The organism is Hymenobacter translucens (assembly GCF_020685205.1).
In the GTDB taxonomy this organism is placed as follows: Bacteria; Bacteroidota; Bacteroidia; order Cytophagales; family Hymenobacteraceae; genus Hymenobacter; species Hymenobacter translucens.
The window spans coordinates 823876-840974 of the sequence record NZ_JAJERB010000001.1 but is presented as its reverse complement, the minus strand read 5'-3'; the positions used below and the strand labels follow the sequence as shown (position 1 = coordinate 840974).

Here is a 17099-nt window from a genome sequence, read left to right as displayed (position 1 = left end):
CCTGTTCCGATGCCCATTTACAACATCGCCCTCGTGCTGCTGGGCCTCGCCATCCTGGGAGTGGCCTGGCTGCCCTCGCTGCTGGAAAAGTACCCGCTTTCCTACCCCATTCTCTTCATTGGGCTGGGCATGGCCGCGTACGCGCTACCGCTGGGCTTGCCGGCCGCCGACCCTTTTCAGCATCCCCAGCTGACGACTCATCTCTCTGAGCTGTGCGTGATTGTGGCGCTGACCGGCACTGGCCTCAAAATTGACCGGCCGTTCTCACTGGGCACATGGCGTACGCCGCTACTGCTGGTGTTGGTGCTCATGGTGCTGACCATCGCGGGCCTTACGCTGGTGGGCTGGCTGCTGGCGGGGCTGGCTATACCCTCAGCGCTGCTGCTGGCGGCGGCATTGGCGCCCACCGACCCCGTACTGGCCGGTGACGTGCAGGTGGGCGACCCCGGCGAGGGGCGAGAGGACAACGTCCGTTTTTCCCTGACCGGTGAGGCAGGCCTCAACGACGGCTTGGCTTTCCCGTTCGTGTACCTAGCCCTGGCCTTGCTGTCGACCGGCGCGGATGGAAGCCGGCTGTGGGAGTGGGTCGGCATGGACGTGGCTTACCGCGTGGTGGCGGGTCTGGGGTTGGGCTGGCTGTCAGGCCAACTGCTGGCCTACCTGATTTTTAACTTGCCTAAGGCGCTGAGTCTCAAACCCAGCGCCTACGGATTTGTGGCCCTGGCCGTAACGCTGACCAGCTACGGGGTCACCGAGCTGCTGCACGGCTACGGCTTTCTGGCCGTGTTCATCGCCGCCGTGACACTGCGCAGCCGGGAGCGCAAGCACGAGTACCACCGCATGATGCATGCCTTTACCGACCAATTGGAGCGCCTGCTCATTGTCATTATCCTCATCCTATTCGGGGGCGCCCTGTTTGGCGGCCTGCTGGCCCCACTGACCTGGGCCGGGGCTGGTGTAGGCATGCTGCTTTTACTGGTTCTGCGCCCCCTAGGAGGGATGCTTACGCTGATGCGTTCCAAGCGGGTGACGCTAGCTGAGCGCGTCGTTATCTCCTTTTTCGGGATACGCGGCATTGGCTCGGTCTTTTATATCGCCTTTGCGCTGGAAAAGGCGATGTTTCCGCAGGCTCGGCTGCTGTGGGCAATTCTGGGCTTCACCATGCTCGTGTCCATCGTGCTGCACGGCGTGCTGGCCACGCCGGTCATGAATTGGCTGGACCGTCGCCACGGCCGCGCCATCACGGCCGAACTGAACGAAAGCGACACCACAGCCACTCCGGCACACTAATGCAGTTCCTTCTGGCGCAGCCAATTACCCACCTTTTTACTTATTCAATCCGGATGACCGCCCTTACCGTTGACCAGTTCCTGCACCTGTTGCGCACGCACGCGGGCACCGACGCTACCGCCTGGATTAGCCCCCTGCTGGGGCGGTTGCGGACTGCTTTCGAGGCATTAGCCCCGTACGCGCCGGCCAGCATCCACGCAGTCACCCCTCCCTGGCAGGATACGGCGCTGGCTTTCGAGGCCCGCTGGGCCGACGGGCGCACACTCACCGTCGCAACGCAGTTACTTCTAACTAGTAATCTTGATTCGCAAGTGACTCTGAGGCAACACAACCGGACACTGACTTCGGTGCTCACGGCGCACACGCGTCTGGACCAGGCCATGCGCACCTGCCTGGGGCCTGCATCGCAGGAGTGAAGATCGATACCCGTCCTGGATAAAACCGAAGTATACGCTGCTCGTCCTCAAAAGCTTTTTCCGCTTGCTGAATCAACGAAAAGCATCCAAAAAGCAGGCATGAAGCTTTAGTGAACGTAGATTTGGTTAGAAAATTGAGCACGTCAGAGGCGGTAGAGGCAATGGCTCCTTTTGCTAAAACCACCGTTTTCGTGAATTACGTCGTTTCGGCGTTATTGCTGTATATGCCTTTCGCTACGCTTCTACAAGCCCACTATCCGTTGCCTGAACCTTCACTGGCCCGCTTACAGCAGACCGCCACTTTGGTCGAGTTGCCCAAAGGCACGCTTTTGTTTACGGACGACCGGGTGGGCGAGGAGCTGTACTTCGTGCAGCGCGGCTTGGCCCGAGCCTACGTGCGGCAAGACGCGCAGGAAGTCACCTTTTGGTTTGGGGCAGAGGGCACCGCTTTGTTTTCCATTCAGGGCTACCTGGCGCAGCAGGTCAGCTACGAAATCATTGAACTACTGGAAGACAGCCAGTTGGTTCGTTTGCCGGTCCGCACCCTGCACGGGCTTTACGCCACGGATGTACACTTAGCTAACTGGGGACGGGTACTCGTGGAACGGGAGTGGCTGCGCACAGAGCAGCAACTCATTGCCCGGCAATTCCGCCCAGCGGCGGAGCGCTATGCAGAGTTAGTGCGTCACCGCCCGGACCTGCTGCAACGCGTGCCGCTAGGGCACATCGCGTCCTACTTGGGCGTGACGCCCGTCACGTTGAGCCGTGTCCGGGCCAAGTTGAAATAGGCGGGCCGCCGTTTTTATCATTTGTAAAAGGATGCGAACGGTGGGCGTCGAACCTTTGCCGGGTACTCTTTCTGGTAATCCGATGGCGTGGTTGTTTTTGGTGTTCGGCGGTTTGTTTGAGGTGGCGTTTGCGTTTAGCTTGGGCAAGGCCAAGGAAGCAGAAGGCTCGCCCGTGGGGTGGTATGCGGCCTTTTTCGTGTTTGCCGCTATCAGTTTTTCATTGCTCAATAAGAGCTTACAACACATCCCCCTCGGCACCGCGTATGCGGTCTGGACCGGCATCGGGGCTGTGGGCACGGCGTTGCTCGGCATTTACTTTTTCCGCGACCCGATTACCTTCTGGCGGCTGTTTTTCCTGACGACACTGGTGGCGTCGGTTGTGGGGCTAAAATTCGCCTCACATTAAAAGAAACGCTCGTTTAGTTTTTGGACCCTTTTCCTGAACCCTCGTTACTTGGCAGTCTGCTTATCGGTAAGCCCATCTCCTCTTCGCATGCTTCCTCCTTACACAGCGTCTTTGCCTGACTGGAAAACCTTAAAACGCCGCGTGTACGGCGAAGACGGCTCCCTACTCAACGTGTACGTGCTGGGAACCTCGCGCACCGACTGGGACCGCTGGATAACCTTCGTTAACGCCCGCTACCCCTTGCGGTGGGAGGCCCAAGGACTCAATGAAAATGCCCCGGCCCCCGCCATTGACGCGGCTTTCATCAACCGGCGTTGGGACGCGGCTAGTGAGCAACTTACCGTCCTGGCCGCCGTGTGCCTAGGTACCGTGAAGCTGCATTGCCTCTTCTACAGCGAAACTGAAATTGAGCAGGACCTCGACCCACGGGAAATTCGCACCCCGGCCGACCACGAGCAGGTGCTGGCTTACCTGGTTGACCTGTCGATTCTGCTGGGCAAGGAAGTGATTTTGACGGATGAGAATTCCGAGCAGGCTGTCTGGTTTCGAGTCAACGGAAAGCGCGTCACATTTATCGACAGGTAAACCCTCGTTTGCCTCAACCACCGTTTAGATGAACTGAATGGGCACTAAATGAAGCATATTAAGTAGCTAAACGGTTATTGCCTACTGACTTTGCTTTACCTTCCTTTCTCTTTTACGCTGGTGTACACCTATGTCTGCTTTATCCTCAGTTCCCCAGCCTGCCTTTTTGCGCCAGCAGATTGAAGCCGCGCTTCGTCAGCCAGACCCCGTGCTGGCCAACCTGCTCATTACCCGGTGCCATTACTTGCTCTCGCAGGCCCTGCAAGCAGCCTTAGGAGAAGGAGCCGGAGCCAACTTCCACAGTTGGGCCGTGTGGGGCTCTCGCAAAGCCGGGGTCACGATTCGGCAGGAGGATCTGGATGGTGCGCGCCGGGATGGGTCCGTCGTAGGGGGCTTAGTGGGTGGTCTGGTAGGCATCGGGAGCGGCTGGCTCTTGGGATGGTCATCCGGGTGGTTACCACTGGCGGCCCTGTTAGGCGCGAGCTGTGGCCTGACCGTCGGGCGCTTGGTGATCCACCATAGTCGGCGCCGGTCCGCCAGCTTAGTGCTAGCCGGCAATCGCACGGTACTCGAGGATATTGGTCTGCAGACCGTACGGTTTCTGCAGTGGCTATCCATGGCGCGCAGCGCGCAGCCTGCAGGCGTTGCTGAGTTCCTGGATGAACTGCGCCCGGGGCCAGTGGGCGAGCAAAACCAGGAGCTCTTGCGGCAGGCATTTTCGCAGTACTATGTCGCCCATCTCGCCACACATATTGCCGAAAAACAACGCGCCACTTATTTAGGAAATTGCTTTGCCGTCTGGCACGAGCATGTACGGCTGGAGCCCTACATTCAGGGAGCCATGCCACTAATTATCCGCCGGTGCGTGACCGGACGGCTGCTGCAATTCGATATTGGAACACATCGCCTGGCAGTGTCGCACGACGTGCCGGCACCCCTTCAGCTCCTTGAGACGGATAGTGAACCTGCTGATCAGGCAGCCTTGGCTCTGCTACGACTGGGCAGTGGCACAGCACAGGCGGGAGGTCCGTCGGTGGGCAATACCGCCGCCAGCGATTGGGCACGCATCAAGGAGCGCATGCGCTATATTTTCGCACTGTTTCGGGCGTTTCATGCCGATCCGCAGGTGGTTACCAGGCCGTATAGTGCAGACCAGTTAGCCGCTCTGGCTGTGGGACAACGGCCAGTAGGCCCCTTCTAGCAAAGGTGATAACCATCTGGTTTTACCAATCTCGTTCACCTTTTCGACCGTTTTCCTGAACTTCAGAAGTGGGTGAGAGGGATACGCCCAGTTACCAAACAGACAACCGTAACTTGGGCTCATGCTTTTCGTCTCGCTGGCAGCTCTGGCCACCGCACTGTTCTTGGGTTGGTGGCTCGCTTGTAAACGAGCAAAGCAGAAGGTAGCAGTGAAACGCCTTTCTATCACCGTATCCGATGGTGTGGCGCTAGTTACCCTGCCCACTGAGTACGAGATGGAGGACTTAGGGGTACTGTGGGAGTTTCTGACAGGAGAAGGGGCTACAGAAGCCCGGTCGCATGTCCACTGTCTGATATATGACTGCTCCCAATGGGAGTGGGCAAACGTGCTAGGGACAGAAATGATGCTGTGGCAGGCCGAGCCTAGTTGGCCCGGCGACACAGTGTTTTGCCATATGAGCGAGGAGTGGAAGACTACTCTGGCTTCGTTGCTTGAACAGCCTGAAGGAGAGCAATTGGTCTTTCGGCCCGCTTTATACTTTGACACCCTGGCAGAAGCCTTAACCTACGCCCAAAGCAAGAAAACCTGAAATACTTAACTGGCCTACGTTTAGCTTTCCGACCGTTAAAGTGAACGTGGGACCCACTTAGTGAAAATGGGCTGAGCACAAGGAGCAGGGGATTTGAAAAGGCCTTTCTCATATGCCTGTTGATGTATTTTCGGCAATTGCTTAAACCGCTTGAAGACTTTTCTATTCACACGCCTCACTGATATAAAATCATAATGAAAATCATAGAGGAGAATTACTTCCAAGGTTGAACATTCTCCGCTCAGTTTGACGGTGGTCAATTCCATACCGAGCGTTCCGAATAGGAGCGTGTTGGTGTTAACGGGCACGTCGATCTTAAAATAGCCCTCCATGTCCGTCGTCCCGATGATTGTCGTATCCCGGGCGTAAATGTTTGCCCTCGGAACCGCATCTAACTCTTCGCTTAGTACCCGACCGGTAAGGCTCTTGGTAGGCTGTGCATGGGCGGTTCCAAGGGAGAGGACCAACGCCAAGATTGTTAAGAAGGCGTTCAGGTGACACATCAACGGCGACAAGTAGAGTAAGTGATATAGGAAACTAGGTCCGGATAGGCGGCTCGGCTGTTGACCGCTCGTCGCGCCAGCCACAGGCCATTTCTCAAGGGTAGGGCGAGCTAGTTCCGGTAACACGAAGTAACCCTCGTTTCACTGAACAAACGTCTATAAGCGCTTACCAAGCTGCTAAAGGCCCTCTACGGTTCAGTTTGAGTTCAAAAAACTCGTTCACGAAATCAAAGTTCAATAAACCCCATCAGGGATGAGTTTCGTGAACTCTTCAAAAGCCGGAAGTAGACTCCCTAACCCGAGCTATTGCTCAACGCGCGGTTAAGCAGAATGAGCGTTTCTTTAGGATGGCACGCCAGGATCCCCTCCGCAAAAAAATGGGGCGCAGCGTCTACGCGTTAAGGAAGCGACTCATAGAGGTCACTCAATTCGTCCCCGAGTTGGCAGAGTCCTTCTACAATCCGCTCGGTTTGTTGGGCAGAAGGCTTCTTTTGGCCCCCGATGCACTGCGCCAGTAGGCTTTGGGACATGCCCAGGCGTGCCGCTAACTGGGACACATTAATGACTTTGTAGTAGGCAAAGAACTGCGCCAGATCGAGTGTGAGTCGCACATCATCCTCCGTAACGGCGTAGCCAGTGTCTTCCAGGTGTAAGTTCAGTGCCTCGACCATGTTCCCTTTCACTTCACGCAAGGTAGTGCCGACTGTATAGACGGCGTACGCTTCCGCATAGGCCGAGTACCCGGTACCGGTACGCTCCACGATAAATTCAATCGGGACTTGCGCCGGCTTGGGCAAGGGGTGCGCGGCCTCTTCGGGCGCGGTGACGAGCTCGATGTGCCGCAGGTTGTCCTGATAGATGCGGTACTCGTTCATATTCCCGCTTTCGTCGATCAGCGTCAGCACAGCATTGCCAGTGGGTTCCAGCCAGACATTGTAAATCCTGCAGCGTAACAACTTCTTGGGGTTTACCCACTCGCGTCGGTGCACCGACGGCTTCTTACTTTTCATACTCATGGCCATACGCTGCTTACTGCATTTACCTGGACCGTAGGGCACCGGGCGCCACGATGTCAACGGACCTCGCGCAGACGGCCTAGCCGCTCCCAGTGTCACCTGCGGCTCCCCATCAAGGCCGTTTCTTGATGTTCCAACCCGTAAGGCCAGTCGATAGAGCGTTGCCCCTATCAGGATCAGTATCCCCCTTTACCGCCGTGGACCGAACCACTGCGTACCAAGGGAAATACAGCGGCGAGCTGGTGGAACAAAGCCCTGCTCAGGACGTCCGAAACGACCGCTTAAGCGAATATACGGGAGGCGTGTGAAACGAGTAGGCCCAAACGTTTCAACCGTTCGGGCCTACCTGGATTTGGGCACGGCTAGCGAGAAGGTGGCAAGGCCCCCGACTCCGAACGCCCTCGACGACTAGCCTGCTACTTCAAAGATACAAGCGATAACACATTACGCTCCTAAGCGTGCGGTAGAATACGGTACCGAGTAGCGAGGGAAAGGGACTATTCTTTTTGCAAGCATCCTCTCAGGCTCTTGTCACATTTCTTAAACGGTCCTCCAGAGATGTGACAGGGGCATCCAGAGCGTCTCTTACAAAGGCCTGTGCTTGCCGATACAGGAAGCGCCTGGGCGCTTTTGCTATTGAAGACTTATTCGATGGCAAGCCGCAGGACCTGCGTACCCGCACGCACCACGTACACACCGCTGGCAAGTCCTTGAGGAAGAACTAAGCGAGCCGCACCACTAGCATTAACAGTAGCCTGCAGCACGGGGCGACCTAGGGCATCCAGCACTTGCACGACTAGGCCAGGCTCAGCACCGGTAAGAGTGGCCGTTCCGTGGTGGGCGGGGTTCGGGTACAGGAATAGGGCTCCCGTCTTTTTACGGGCTACAGCCAGCGGAAGGGTAGGGTCACGTAAGTGAGCCAACACCGCGGTAGCAACGCCAACGGGGTTCGTGATCGTAAAAGTATCGAAGCTGGCACTGGGCGTCGTGAGGCCACTCACCAGCACATTCTGACCACTTACCGCAAGGGCCCGTCCCCAATCCTCGCCGGCACCGCCACTCACCTTCGTCCAACCCAACGCGGCACTAGTACCGTTATCCGTGTACTTGGCTACTAGGAAGTCGGAACTGGCCGTCGGCCCAACCCCATTCACTTGCACGGTACCTGGTGCGGTGCCCGAACCGCCGAAACGCACCCGATTGGCGTCGGCTGTGCTATTCTGGGTGACGCCGGTCACGAACAGGCTCGTGCCGCTCACCTCGATTCGCTGACCCCGGTCCAGGCCAGTGCCACCGCCGACCTGCGTCCAGACCACCGTAGCCGAGGGGCCATTATCCGTGTACTTGGCGACCACTAGATCGTCGCTGATCGTCGTGCTGGCGCCATTTTGCAGCAAGGTACCAGGCGTTGTGCCCGAGCCACCAAACCGCACGGAGGCCGCATCCGCTAAGTTGTTCGCGATATCACCCGTCACATACACGTTCGTACCCTTCACGGCAAGGCCATAGCCAATGTCAGCGCCGATACCGCCGCCGACCTGGGTCCAGATCAGGGCGGCACTCGAACCGTTATCGGTATACTTCGCCACGAGCAAGTCAAGACTGTTGTTAGCGCTGGCCCCGTTCACTTGTACGGAGGCGCGTGTAGTGCCCGAGCCACCAAAGCGTACTGTGTTGTCATCGGCTAAATTGTTGGTGATGTAGCCGCTCACATACAGACTCGAACCGCTTAAAGCGAGACTGAAACCGCTGTCGCTTGCATGCCCACCGCCCACTTGGGTCCAGACGAGCGTGGCTGAAGAGCCATTGTCAACGTACTTGGCGACCACCAGGTCCCAGTTGGTTGAGGTGCTAGCCCCCTTCACTTGCACGGTGCCCGGCGTAGTGCCCGAGCCACCGAAACGCACCCGATAGTCATCCGTCGTGTTGTTTGCGAATGCGCCCGTTACATACACGCTGCTGCCACTCACGGCAATGCCATTGGCCTCATCCAGGTAGGTACCGCCTCCAACCTGGGTCCATACCAGTGTAGCCGAGGTGCCACTATCCGTGTACTTGGCCACGAGCAGGTCCCGGCTGCTCCTGGAGCTGGCCCCGTTTACCTGCACGGAGGTGGGTGTTGTACCTGAACCACCAAACCGTACGATCTGGTCATCCGCTAGGTTGTTGGTAATATAACCGGTCACGTACACACTGTTGCCACTGACGGCAATACCAAATCCCCGATCGATGTTGGCGCCACCCCCGCGTTGGGCCCACGCCCACGTGTTGGTGCTGGGCACATATTTAGCCACAAAGATGTCATCGTTGCCTGCGCTGGTAAGCACCGTACTACCAAAGGCTACGGTCCCGGAAAAGATACCCGTGGCAAACACATTACCTGAGGCATCCACTGCCATTCCTATTGTCTGGCACGTACCGCTCGCTTGTGTACTGCTCTGGGCAACCGCGGCCCAAGCAGGGGCCTGCGCCAGCGCCGCACTAGGCAGTAACAATACTAATAGTGCTAGGAGATAGCCGGGAAAGAATCGGTGGTAAACAGAGACCAACGTGTAGCGGTGTTTCATGCAGCGAATAAGAAGCGGGTAGAAATCGGAGAGGAGTAAATGTAGAAGAAACAGGAACACTTCTAGTTTGATGGTAAGAGGTGTAGACAAGCTGCCCAAGCCAGGAAGGGGCTTCTCTTTCAGCAATTACTCGACGACGAGCTGCAACACTTGAGCAGCTGTATGCAGCGTGTGTATGACGCTATCTTTCTAAGTGGAAGAAAAGCATGAAGGCCGCTAGCCTCTCTGGAAGAGCTACCTGATAGGATCCGATAAAGTTTACTTTATTGACCTTATCCCGGGTTCATAAGGACTGATAACGTTTCCTTATCGTTCCTTATATTAGTCCCGCGAAAAGCCCCCGATTTGAGGTTGGCTACTCCTTATTATATAGTACTCCATGAGCCAGCTCCCCGCCGTCCCGACTCTACCCACTGCTCAGGTGCCCGCTCACCTGGTGGAGTCTACCCAGCGCTACGTCGAGTCCGGCCTGCGCGGGGCAGCCAACACGGTGCGCGCCTACGCGGGCGACTGGAAGCGGTTCACCGCCTGGTGCCAGCTGCACCAGCTCGAGTCACTGCCGGCGCCGGTTGAGGCGTTGGTGGGATTTCTGACCGAGCTGGCCGACGCGGGTAAGAAGTTTGCGACCATCGAGCGGCATGCCGCGGCCATTGCCAAGGCCCACGAACTGGCCAATGTGGATTCGCCCACTGCCGACAAGAAAATCAAGATCTTACTGAAGGGGATTGCCCGGGAGAAAAAGACCCGGCAAAAGCAGGCTCCGGCTTTTACGCTCGATAGCTTCAAGCGCACGATCAAGAGCATCGACGTGAGCACTCCCGCTGGGCTGCGCAACCGGGCCTTACTGCTGCTGGGCTTTACCGGGGCGTTTCGCCGCTCGGAGCTGGAGGCTCTTAATATCGAAGATCTGGCCTTCGATGAGGATGGCCTGGTCGTATCCCTGCAGCAGAGCAAAACCAACCAGCTCGGTCAGGCTGAAGAGAAAGCCATTTTCTACTCTCCGGATCCGGCCTTGTGCCCCATCCGTTCCCTGCAGGCCTGGCTGCTCATGCTGGGACGTACAGAAGGGCCGGTATTCGTGTCGTTGCGCAAGAACCATCAGGTGACTACCCGCCGCATGACGACGAAGTACACGAACTTGATCGTGCAGCAGTGCCTCGGCAATCAATATACGGCCCACTCGCTGCGAGCATCTTTTGTGACCGTGTCTAAACTCAACGGGGCCGACGACAGCAAGGTAATGAACCAGACGAAGCACAAAACGAGTGCAATGATCCGACGTTATACACGACTAGATAATGTTCGCCAACATAATTCGGCTAAGGAATTGGGATTGTAAGCACTAATCTCTAACTTATACAAATTATCTAACTAGTTAAGAATTAAAGTTATGAGTGAAAATACGAGTTTATCTTAACTCAAGGTTGTTCCTTGAGATGATCTTCTGCACCTTTTATAATCTGCTATCGGATTGTGCTTTTTTCTTGTCACACATTTCATCAGACTTCACTTTATGCTTAACGACAACCAAAACGCAGCCTTTGGGCTCGAAGGCAAAACATTAAAGGGTACTTGGTTTGTTAATAAACGTGTTGACAAAAAACCACACGGTACAGGTGGTTTTTTTAGTGTTTGTTATCAGGTGGAAAATATCCAAACTGGAAAGAAATCATTTTTAAAGGCCCTAAATTTTGCCGCATTTTTTGCAATGCACAATGGTTCGGGAAAAAATATAACAGAAATTATCCAAGAGCAAACTAACGCGTACCAGTATGAAAAGGCTTTGTTGGAAAGGTGCAAAGATCGCAACTTAAACAAGGTGGCAACTATTATTGACGAAGGAGAGGAGGTATTATCGGGATATATTATTCCACAGGTGCCCTATATGATATTCGAAATAGCAGATGGAGACCTGCGATCAAGGCTTATTGATCTTGCTGATAATATTGATATAAGTTGGAAGCTCAGGTCACTTCATAATATAGCACTTGGTCTGCAGCAATTACATAGCGTAAAGATCAGCCACCAGGACTTAAAGCCATCCAACGTATTGATTTTTAGAGATGGTGAAACATCAAAAGTTGGTGATCTTGGTCGTTCCTTATGTCAAGACATCGCTGCTCCACATGACAACGGCATGGGTGGTTTTGCCGGTGACTCGACCTATGCGCCGCCTGAAATTTTTTACGGCTTTCATGAGCCGAATTGGAATAAAAAAATGCAACAGGTTGACTTATATATGTTTGGCAGCCTAGCTTGCTTCTACTTCACAACCATTACACTGACATCTGCAATATTTACCGAGCTTGATCCATCAATTCATTATTACAATTGGCGTGGTAGTTATGAAGAAGCAAAGCCATACATTACAGATGCTTATTTTAAAGCATTTGAACAATTAAGACCCTACTTTGAAAAAAACGCCGCACTAATAGAATTACTTGTACTAATTAAACACTGTACTAACGCTGACCCTACCAAAAGGGGCCTTCCGACTAAAAGCAACCATGCCCTATATTTCCCCTTCGAGGCGATTATCTCAAAGCTCGATCTTTTGACTAGAAAGGCGGAGAGCATTGCCGTGTACGAATCAATGAAATCATCCCGCTCATTCACAAAATAAAGACATGGGACTCCCTTTTCAATACAACCAACGCTTTCTTGTACCAGTTTGGAGACGGTTCTCTGATGCTCTTAAATTACGTGAATTAGAAAGCACTTCTAATAAATCTCATTCCCTGCCTGATATAACAGATATAGTCTCGGAATGGAAGGACAATAAAAATGCTATTACAGCCAGTGAAATAGTAAATGCTGCCTTAACAACAAGGAATTTCAACTTTTCAGAATTAGACGAAGCGAAGACATTACTAGACAATAGCTTGTTTGGCAAGCAACAAACCCTCGTATTAAAGCTCCTAACAAGGGCTACCGAGATTGACAATAAATCTGAAACAAGTCATGGCCAAAATTTGAATGAAAATTTCGATCTACTTCTAGAAGATATACAAGTCGATAATATCAAGGATGTATGGAAGCGAATAAATTCTGGCACTATCCATCAAAGTGTACACCACCTAAAAAAGGCATCATTGTCTCAACTCTCAAATCCAATCATATGGATTGACTTATCACGATTGTATTTGATACAAGGTCAAAACAGCAAGGCGATTAGAGCCATGAAAATAGCACTTAGTCTAGCTCCAGACAATAAATTTGTCCTGCGTGCGTCGACTAGTCTATTTGTAAATGTTAATGATGGTGAACAAGCCATCTATCATCTTAGAAAAAGTGCTCGAACTAAATCTGACCCTTGGTTAGTATCTGCACATATCGCAGCGTCCCGCATGATTAATAGATACTCTCCGTTAATCAAGCAAGGGCTTTTGTTAATAACCGATAAAAACATAGCCCCGCATAGCTTGACTGAGTTAGCCAGCTCTATCGGCACTGAAGAATATGGAAGCGGAGGAATAAAGAAGGCTAGGGACTTCTTCAATATTGCTTTAAAAAGACCTAATGACAACACACTTGCTCAAATCGAGTGGATATCACAAAGAGACAACCAATTCCAATTTAACCCTTTGCGGTATAATCACCTTGTTCATCCATTTGAAGCGAACGCGCTAGATGCACTTGAAAAAGGTTTATGGGAAGAGGCTATGATAAATGGCGTAAAATGGTTTTTTGAAACGCCTTACAACAAACAATCAGTCTATTTTTGTATTTTTTTATTAGACCTAATTTTTGATATGTATGATGAAGCTATTGAGTTTTGCAAGGCAGGGTTAAGGATACACCCAGAAGACCCTGGCTTGATCAACAACATGGTTTATCTTAAAATAATGGCCAATAACACTAATACTAAGGGGCTCGATAAGTATCTTACTGCATTTTCAAAAAAAGACATAAAATCGCTGTCTAATGAGCAACGAGTTAACTATTCTGCTACAATTGGCTTGGTAAACTTTCGACTTGGCTATACAGAAAGAGGTGTAGCCCTGTATCAGCATGCAATCAAACTAGCAGAAGACCTTAAGCAACCCGAAATTGCTAATATTGCTTTCATCAATTTAACCCGAGAAATATTTTTGGCTGATATGGCCGACAAAAACAACTACTTAACAAAGCTGGAGGATATATCGCGCACGACCGATTCACTTATAATTAAAGCTGCAATAGAAAGAACACTTAAAAAGTTAAAAGCTCAGAGCCCGCTGAACCTTGGATAGTCAGAATCACTGCGCGCTAGTAAGACCATAGCCGGGTGGTCGGTAGGCGATATGTGTCGGCTGCCCAACGCTTGCCCCGGCGGCAGTAGTCCCAGGGTACATTAAGGAGTGCGCTTGACTCGCCCCGATAAGAACTCTTTCCTTAGGAAAGTACCACATTCAACCAGCTTTGGCAGTTGGTTAAAAACTTCCACTTTTCCGATACGGCCGCTATAACTGACCTTATGTAAATCGACTCTTCCGCGAAATCAACCCCGTCGGCGGCGCCTGCCCACTGCCCCCTAAATCCTGTTCTGGGAAATCAAAGCCCCGAACCGCCCCCGAACCGGCCTGTCCGCGGAGTGGAGTCGACTCTAGGTGGAGCAAACGAGTGAAGTAGGCATCAGCGGTTCTGACTCCGGCACTACGCCAACGCATGGTAAGCGCTTGTAAACGCTTATTCCCTATGAACCTACCCACCCAGGTAAACTTCTGCTGAACAGGAAGCAGCGGTTACGGGCCCTTATTGATTGTTAGTCGCCAGTGGTAATAGGCCCGAATGATCTCTTCCGTTATCCATTTAGCCCCCGGTATATGGTCTCCGGTGCGCAAGCACCGGTCTATCGGATCGAGGTCGCTTTCAGTCAAGTTTAGGATAAAGCTCAGGGTGCGGATCAGGTGGGTCCGGGCCGTAGCCAGTTTGGCCGACGAGGGCTGATAGTGCTCCACGTACTGCAACAGGGTCACAACGGGCTCCTGCCGCCAATGCTTGGTGATGATACCGATGGGTTCATCCAGCAGGTCGAGGGCAATGCCATTGAGCAGGGCCAAGCAGCCCTCTTCAACCAGCCGCTGGTAGTGAACCGACTCGGCCCACTGCTGGGAAAAGCCCAGGGAGAGATACTTCCAGTATGGCAGGGTGAACTGGTCGGCGGGCATGTAGATGCTGACCGGCTCGTCCAAATTAGTGTCGAAGTAGAGCAGAATGTCTTTGCGCAGGGCCGCCAGTTCGTCATCTTCTACGGCTACCTGTTCATCATTCAACTCCACACGAAAGAATGAACTGGGCTCCATAGATAACAGTGAGATGACCTCTGCGCAAACTTAACCCTCCTTTGCCTGAATGACCGTAATGCTGAACGGGGGACGGTCAGCACGCTTCCGGGCCTCTACTTCTGTTTGCCTAACTAGGCAAATAGGAAATGACTGAACATCAAGCAGACTAGCATGAAGAGCGTGATCAACATGCCGACGCTATTGCGGCCAGTTACATCGTTGTAAGCCCACACCACGTTTCGGTACACGGGGTCTCCTAAGTAGCGGCGGTCAATACGGCTGCGCTCGGTTTCGGTGGCCTCGTTCAGCACCGTTTGCCAGGAAATAGCATCGATGTGTAGGTCGATGGTTTCCAGGGGCAGTCTTTGTTCCAGCTGCTGGTGCATGGCGTCCAATTGACGGAAGAAGATGGCCTTGATCATCAGGTTCCGAGCAAGTAGATACATCAGTATGAGTAGGCATACAGCAGCAAGGGTAGCTAGCATAACTTCCTCCTGAACAGACATGGACACACAGCTAAAAAGAGTAGGATCTTGCCGTAAATAAACGCTCATTCTGCTTAGCCGCGCGCAGAGTAATAGCTCTGGTTAGGCAGCCCGATTCTGGCGTTTGAAGAGTTCACGAAACTCATCCTCGATGGGGTTTAGTGAACTTTGATTTGGTGAACGAGTTTTTTGAACTCAAACTGAACCGTAGAGGGCCTTTGGTAGCCTAGTAAGTACCTATAGGCAGCAGTTCAGCGAAAGGAGGGTATGACTGATAGATCTCGAAAATGAAAAGAACTCTGCTCCCCTTGCTTCTGATGTTGGCTATAACATTCAGCTGTAAACAAGATTTACAGGAATCAAAAATTAGCAACAAGTTGAGAGGTGCCATTGATCATTTCCTGACTAGCATTCAAAATGACCCCAACTGTTCTTCTACAAAGGTTAGGATTCTTACTATCGGCATACACAACGTTGGAGGCTCTTCTGTAGTGAGAATTTTAAACGCATACCCAAGGATAAGCCGCTTTAAGTTAGTGGGCTATGCAATGCACAAGGGGTGCGAAGTATATATAGTAGGTGACTATAATGATGAGTTATTTGATACAGATCATTCATTGATCAGCGTTGTAGCCAGGCTTAATAAAATGGAAAAAGAGGTTGGACAGCATCCATGTGAGGTATCTTATCTGTATGCCCATAATAACTTCACAATAAAAGCAAAGAGGCACAGCAACTAATAGCAGGCAAAAAGCTAGTCTGATTCCAGTTCACCCAAACGGTCGAAAAGCTAAACGAGCGGATGAACACCACCAGGACTTAGCTACTTGATGGGTCCATTGGGTGATATGCTAGGAATAGAAACAAGGCGACTGCACTTAACAGCACTAAGCCGAGCAGGAAGGCAACACCAGCAGCCACGAGTCCCCACGTACTCCACTGCCGGGCTTTGCGCCACCGATACCCTAGTAACCCCAAACTCAGATAAACGAGGATAGGGCCTCCTACATAGAGAAGAAAGGAAGCAAGTAGGCTCATCATGAAGTGCTCTCGTTCACGCAAAGGGTCCTATAAAGAAACAAGCTGAAGTCAGGACCAGTGCAAGCTGCGATATTAGCACACTTGTTAGCCGATATGACTGGATCCGAGCAACCCCCTTCCCTTAAAGCGCTTAGCATTAACGAAGTACTCCAGGTTCTTACCCTGTTGGGCCAAGAGCAATGGACGAAAGAGCAAGCAGCCCAGTGGGCAAATCAACGCTGGCAGTTAGTCGACCAGGATGCTTTTGCCTTCGTGCCTGCCCAAGCAGAGCCAGCGCTCAGGGACGCTCTACTTTTTCTGCTCGGTATCGACCTGCAAGTGAGCCCGGACGAATATCTCCATTGCACAGAGGACGTGCTTCGCTATAGCAGCCAGTTCGAGCAGCAGGTGAAGCACCTTAGATAGTCGCTTCGTTCACTTAAACGGTCGAAAATCTAAACGAGGGTTAGGAGATAGGTTTCGCACCGTGAGCCATAAGCTTCTCACTCATTGGCGTGCCTAGGGCAAAGGCCACGTCATGATGATTCAGACAAAGCAACCACGCGTATTTTTTCGAAATTAGATAGACTTCATCCAGGGAGTAACAATCCGCCAACACCTGGTAGATGGCGTGGGGCGTGCCCTGATAAAGCCAGAATTTGTCCTTTCCCTTCACCATCTCATTGAGCATCAACCACACGACTTCGCCCGGATCGATAAGCGAAGTGAGAAAGGCAAGTGGATTCTGTTCACATACCAAGGCGTACGCACCCGGTTTGAAGTGCTCCCATAGCCACAGAGGTCGCACCGTTGGGTGGAACAGCTCACAAAACGTCTGGTAAACGCGCTCTTCCAACTCCCGCCAGTCCGTAGTAATGGATAACGGGGCAAAGTCTTGCTCGGCTAGCTGTAGGGCTTGACGAGCCTGCTCGATTTCAACTCGTAGGTCAGACCACATAGAGCGAA

At 52.6% G+C, this 17099-nt stretch carries 18 protein-coding genes; 12 read left to right on the top strand and 6 right to left on the bottom strand.

The features are described from left to right. The first annotated feature begins 9 nt into the window (after positions 1-9). The 7 genes from LJY25_RS03615 to LJY25_RS03585 all read left to right on the top strand — a co-directional run bounded on the left by LJY25_RS03615 (position 10) and on the right by LJY25_RS03585 (position 5275). Complete coding sequence (locus LJY25_RS03615; protein ID WP_227606859.1) at positions 10-1290, top strand: cation:proton antiporter; 1281 nt, start codon at positions 10-12, stop codon at positions 1288-1290. Further along, entirely contained in the window at positions 1290-1706 is a 417-nt protein-coding gene (locus LJY25_RS03610; RefSeq protein ID WP_227606858.1) for a hypothetical protein, read from the top strand. The genes LJY25_RS03615 and LJY25_RS03610 overlap by 1 nt, the downstream gene beginning before the upstream one ends. Positions 1707-1897: 191 nt before the next feature. After that, positions 1898-2494 (top strand): Crp/Fnr family transcriptional regulator, encoded by a 597-nt coding sequence (locus tag LJY25_RS03605; protein ID WP_227606857.1) that lies wholly within the window; start codon positions 1898-1900, stop codon positions 2492-2494. A gap of 82 nt (positions 2495-2576) precedes the next feature. Continuing rightward, positions 2577-2900 carry a DMT family transporter gene (locus tag LJY25_RS03600; protein WP_227606856.1) on the top strand — a complete coding sequence of 108 codons (324 nt, stop codon included), beginning with the start codon at positions 2577-2579 and terminating at the stop codon, positions 2898-2900. A gap of 111 nt (positions 2901-3011) precedes the next feature. Then, positions 3012-3485, top strand: a complete 474-nt coding sequence (locus LJY25_RS03595) for a hypothetical protein (RefSeq protein ID WP_227606855.1) — start codon at positions 3012-3014, stop codon at positions 3483-3485. A gap of 130 nt (positions 3486-3615) precedes the next feature. Further along, positions 3616-4686 (top strand): hypothetical protein, encoded by a 1071-nt coding sequence (locus tag LJY25_RS03590; RefSeq protein ID WP_227606854.1) that lies wholly within the window; start codon positions 3616-3618, stop codon positions 4684-4686. A 121-nt stretch (positions 4687-4807) separates the two neighbouring features. Continuing rightward, positions 4808-5275, top strand: coding sequence for a hypothetical protein (locus LJY25_RS03585; RefSeq protein ID WP_227606853.1), 468 nt, complete (start codon positions 4808-4810; stop codon positions 5273-5275). Between the two features lie 35 nt (positions 5276-5310). Here the strand turns inward: LJY25_RS03585 and LJY25_RS21425 are convergent, their stop codons facing one another. The 3 genes from LJY25_RS21425 to LJY25_RS03570 all read right to left on the bottom strand — a co-directional run bounded on the left by LJY25_RS21425 (position 5311) and on the right by LJY25_RS03570 (position 9361). Beyond that, the gene (locus LJY25_RS21425) at positions 5311-5778 is read right to left on the bottom strand and encodes a carboxypeptidase-like regulatory domain-containing protein (RefSeq protein ID WP_227606852.1); all 468 of its coding nucleotides are present in this window, start codon (positions 5776-5778) and stop codon (positions 5311-5313) included. A 398-nt stretch (positions 5779-6176) separates the two neighbouring features. Continuing rightward, positions 6177-6788 carry a hypothetical protein gene (locus LJY25_RS03575; RefSeq protein WP_227606851.1) on the bottom strand — a complete coding sequence of 204 codons (612 nt, stop codon included), beginning with the start codon at positions 6786-6788 and terminating at the stop codon, positions 6177-6179. Positions 6789-7438: 650 nt separating this feature from the next. After that, positions 7439-9361: a T9SS type A sorting domain-containing protein gene (locus LJY25_RS03570; RefSeq protein ID WP_227606850.1), complete on the bottom strand. Its 1923-nt coding sequence runs from the start codon at positions 9359-9361 to the stop codon at positions 7439-7441. 379 nt (positions 9362-9740) lie between these two features. Between LJY25_RS03570 and LJY25_RS03565 the strand changes: the two genes are divergently transcribed. From LJY25_RS03565 to LJY25_RS03555, 3 genes are all read left to right on the top strand, one after another. Then, complete coding sequence (locus LJY25_RS03565) at positions 9741-10700, top strand: tyrosine-type recombinase/integrase (RefSeq protein WP_227606849.1); 960 nt, start codon at positions 9741-9743, stop codon at positions 10698-10700. A 174-nt stretch (positions 10701-10874) separates the two neighbouring features. Further along, positions 10875-11984, top strand: a complete 1110-nt coding sequence (locus tag LJY25_RS03560) for a protein kinase domain-containing protein (protein WP_227606848.1) — start codon at positions 10875-10877, stop codon at positions 11982-11984. A 4-nt stretch (positions 11985-11988) separates the two neighbouring features. After that, complete coding sequence (locus LJY25_RS03555) at positions 11989-13593, top strand: tetratricopeptide repeat protein (protein WP_227606847.1); 1605 nt, start codon at positions 11989-11991, stop codon at positions 13591-13593. Positions 13594-14085: 492 nt separating this feature from the next. Here the strand turns inward: LJY25_RS03555 and LJY25_RS03550 are convergent, their stop codons facing one another. Further along, positions 14086-14646, bottom strand: a complete 561-nt coding sequence (locus LJY25_RS03550) for a hypothetical protein (RefSeq protein ID WP_227606846.1) — start codon at positions 14644-14646, stop codon at positions 14086-14088. Positions 14647-14759: 113 nt separating this feature from the next. Continuing rightward, entirely contained in the window at positions 14760-15050 is a 291-nt protein-coding gene (locus LJY25_RS03545; protein ID WP_227606845.1) for a hypothetical protein, read from the bottom strand. Positions 15051-15400: 350 nt separating this feature from the next. Between LJY25_RS03545 and LJY25_RS03540 the strand changes: the two genes are divergently transcribed. Further along, positions 15401-15853 carry a hypothetical protein gene (locus LJY25_RS03540; RefSeq protein ID WP_227606844.1) on the top strand — a complete coding sequence of 151 codons (453 nt, stop codon included), beginning with the start codon at positions 15401-15403 and terminating at the stop codon, positions 15851-15853. A gap of 394 nt (positions 15854-16247) precedes the next feature. Next, positions 16248-16559, top strand: coding sequence for a hypothetical protein (locus LJY25_RS03535; protein WP_227606843.1), 312 nt, complete (start codon positions 16248-16250; stop codon positions 16557-16559). Between the two features lie 40 nt (positions 16560-16599). Here the strand turns inward: LJY25_RS03535 and LJY25_RS03530 are convergent, their stop codons facing one another. Next, positions 16600-17091 carry a DUF6756 family protein gene (locus LJY25_RS03530; RefSeq protein WP_227606842.1) on the bottom strand — a complete coding sequence of 164 codons (492 nt, stop codon included), beginning with the start codon at positions 17089-17091 and terminating at the stop codon, positions 16600-16602. Positions 17092-17099: the final 8 nt, after the last annotated feature.

What these genes read in the sequence shown, in the direction of transcription:
- LJY25_RS03585 (WP_227606853.1), top strand. Translation starts at nt 4,808, where the DNA reads ATGCTTTTCGTCTCGCTGGCAGCTCTGGCCACCGCACTGTTCTTGGGT.
- LJY25_RS03565 (WP_227606849.1), top strand. Translation starts at nt 9,741, where the DNA reads ATGAGCCAGCTCCCCGCCGTCCCGACTCTACCCACTGCTCAGGTGCCC.
- LJY25_RS03560 (WP_227606848.1), top strand. Translation starts at nt 10,875, where the DNA reads ATGCTTAACGACAACCAAAACGCAGCCTTTGGGCTCGAAGGCAAAACA.
- LJY25_RS03600 (WP_227606856.1), top strand. Translation starts at nt 2,577, where the DNA reads ATGGCGTGGTTGTTTTTGGTGTTCGGCGGTTTGTTTGAGGTGGCGTTT.
- LJY25_RS21425 (WP_227606852.1), bottom strand. Translation starts at nt 5,778, where the DNA reads ATGTGTCACCTGAACGCCTTCTTAACAATCTTGGCGTTGGTCCTCTCC.
- LJY25_RS03555 (WP_227606847.1), top strand. Translation starts at nt 11,989, where the DNA reads ATGGGACTCCCTTTTCAATACAACCAACGCTTTCTTGTACCAGTTTGG.
- LJY25_RS03590 (WP_227606854.1), top strand. Translation starts at nt 3,616, where the DNA reads ATGTCTGCTTTATCCTCAGTTCCCCAGCCTGCCTTTTTGCGCCAGCAG.
- LJY25_RS03540 (WP_227606844.1), top strand. Translation starts at nt 15,401, where the DNA reads ATGAAAAGAACTCTGCTCCCCTTGCTTCTGATGTTGGCTATAACATTC.
- LJY25_RS03550 (WP_227606846.1), bottom strand. Translation starts at nt 14,646, where the DNA reads ATGGAGCCCAGTTCATTCTTTCGTGTGGAGTTGAATGATGAACAGGTA.
- LJY25_RS03610 (WP_227606858.1), top strand. Translation starts at nt 1,290, where the DNA reads ATGCAGTTCCTTCTGGCGCAGCCAATTACCCACCTTTTTACTTATTCA.
- LJY25_RS03535 (WP_227606843.1), top strand. Translation starts at nt 16,248, where the DNA reads ATGACTGGATCCGAGCAACCCCCTTCCCTTAAAGCGCTTAGCATTAAC.
- LJY25_RS03545 (WP_227606845.1), bottom strand. Translation starts at nt 15,050, where the DNA reads ATGATCAAGGCCATCTTCTTCCGTCAATTGGACGCCATGCACCAGCAG.
- LJY25_RS03530 (WP_227606842.1), bottom strand. Translation starts at nt 17,091, where the DNA reads ATGTGGTCTGACCTACGAGTTGAAATCGAGCAGGCTCGTCAAGCCCTA.
- LJY25_RS03570 (WP_227606850.1), bottom strand. Translation starts at nt 9,361, where the DNA reads ATGAAACACCGCTACACGTTGGTCTCTGTTTACCACCGATTCTTTCCC.
- LJY25_RS03575 (WP_227606851.1), bottom strand. Translation starts at nt 6,788, where the DNA reads ATGAAAAGTAAGAAGCCGTCGGTGCACCGACGCGAGTGGGTAAACCCC.
- LJY25_RS03615 (WP_227606859.1), top strand. Translation starts at nt 10, where the DNA reads ATGCCCATTTACAACATCGCCCTCGTGCTGCTGGGCCTCGCCATCCTG.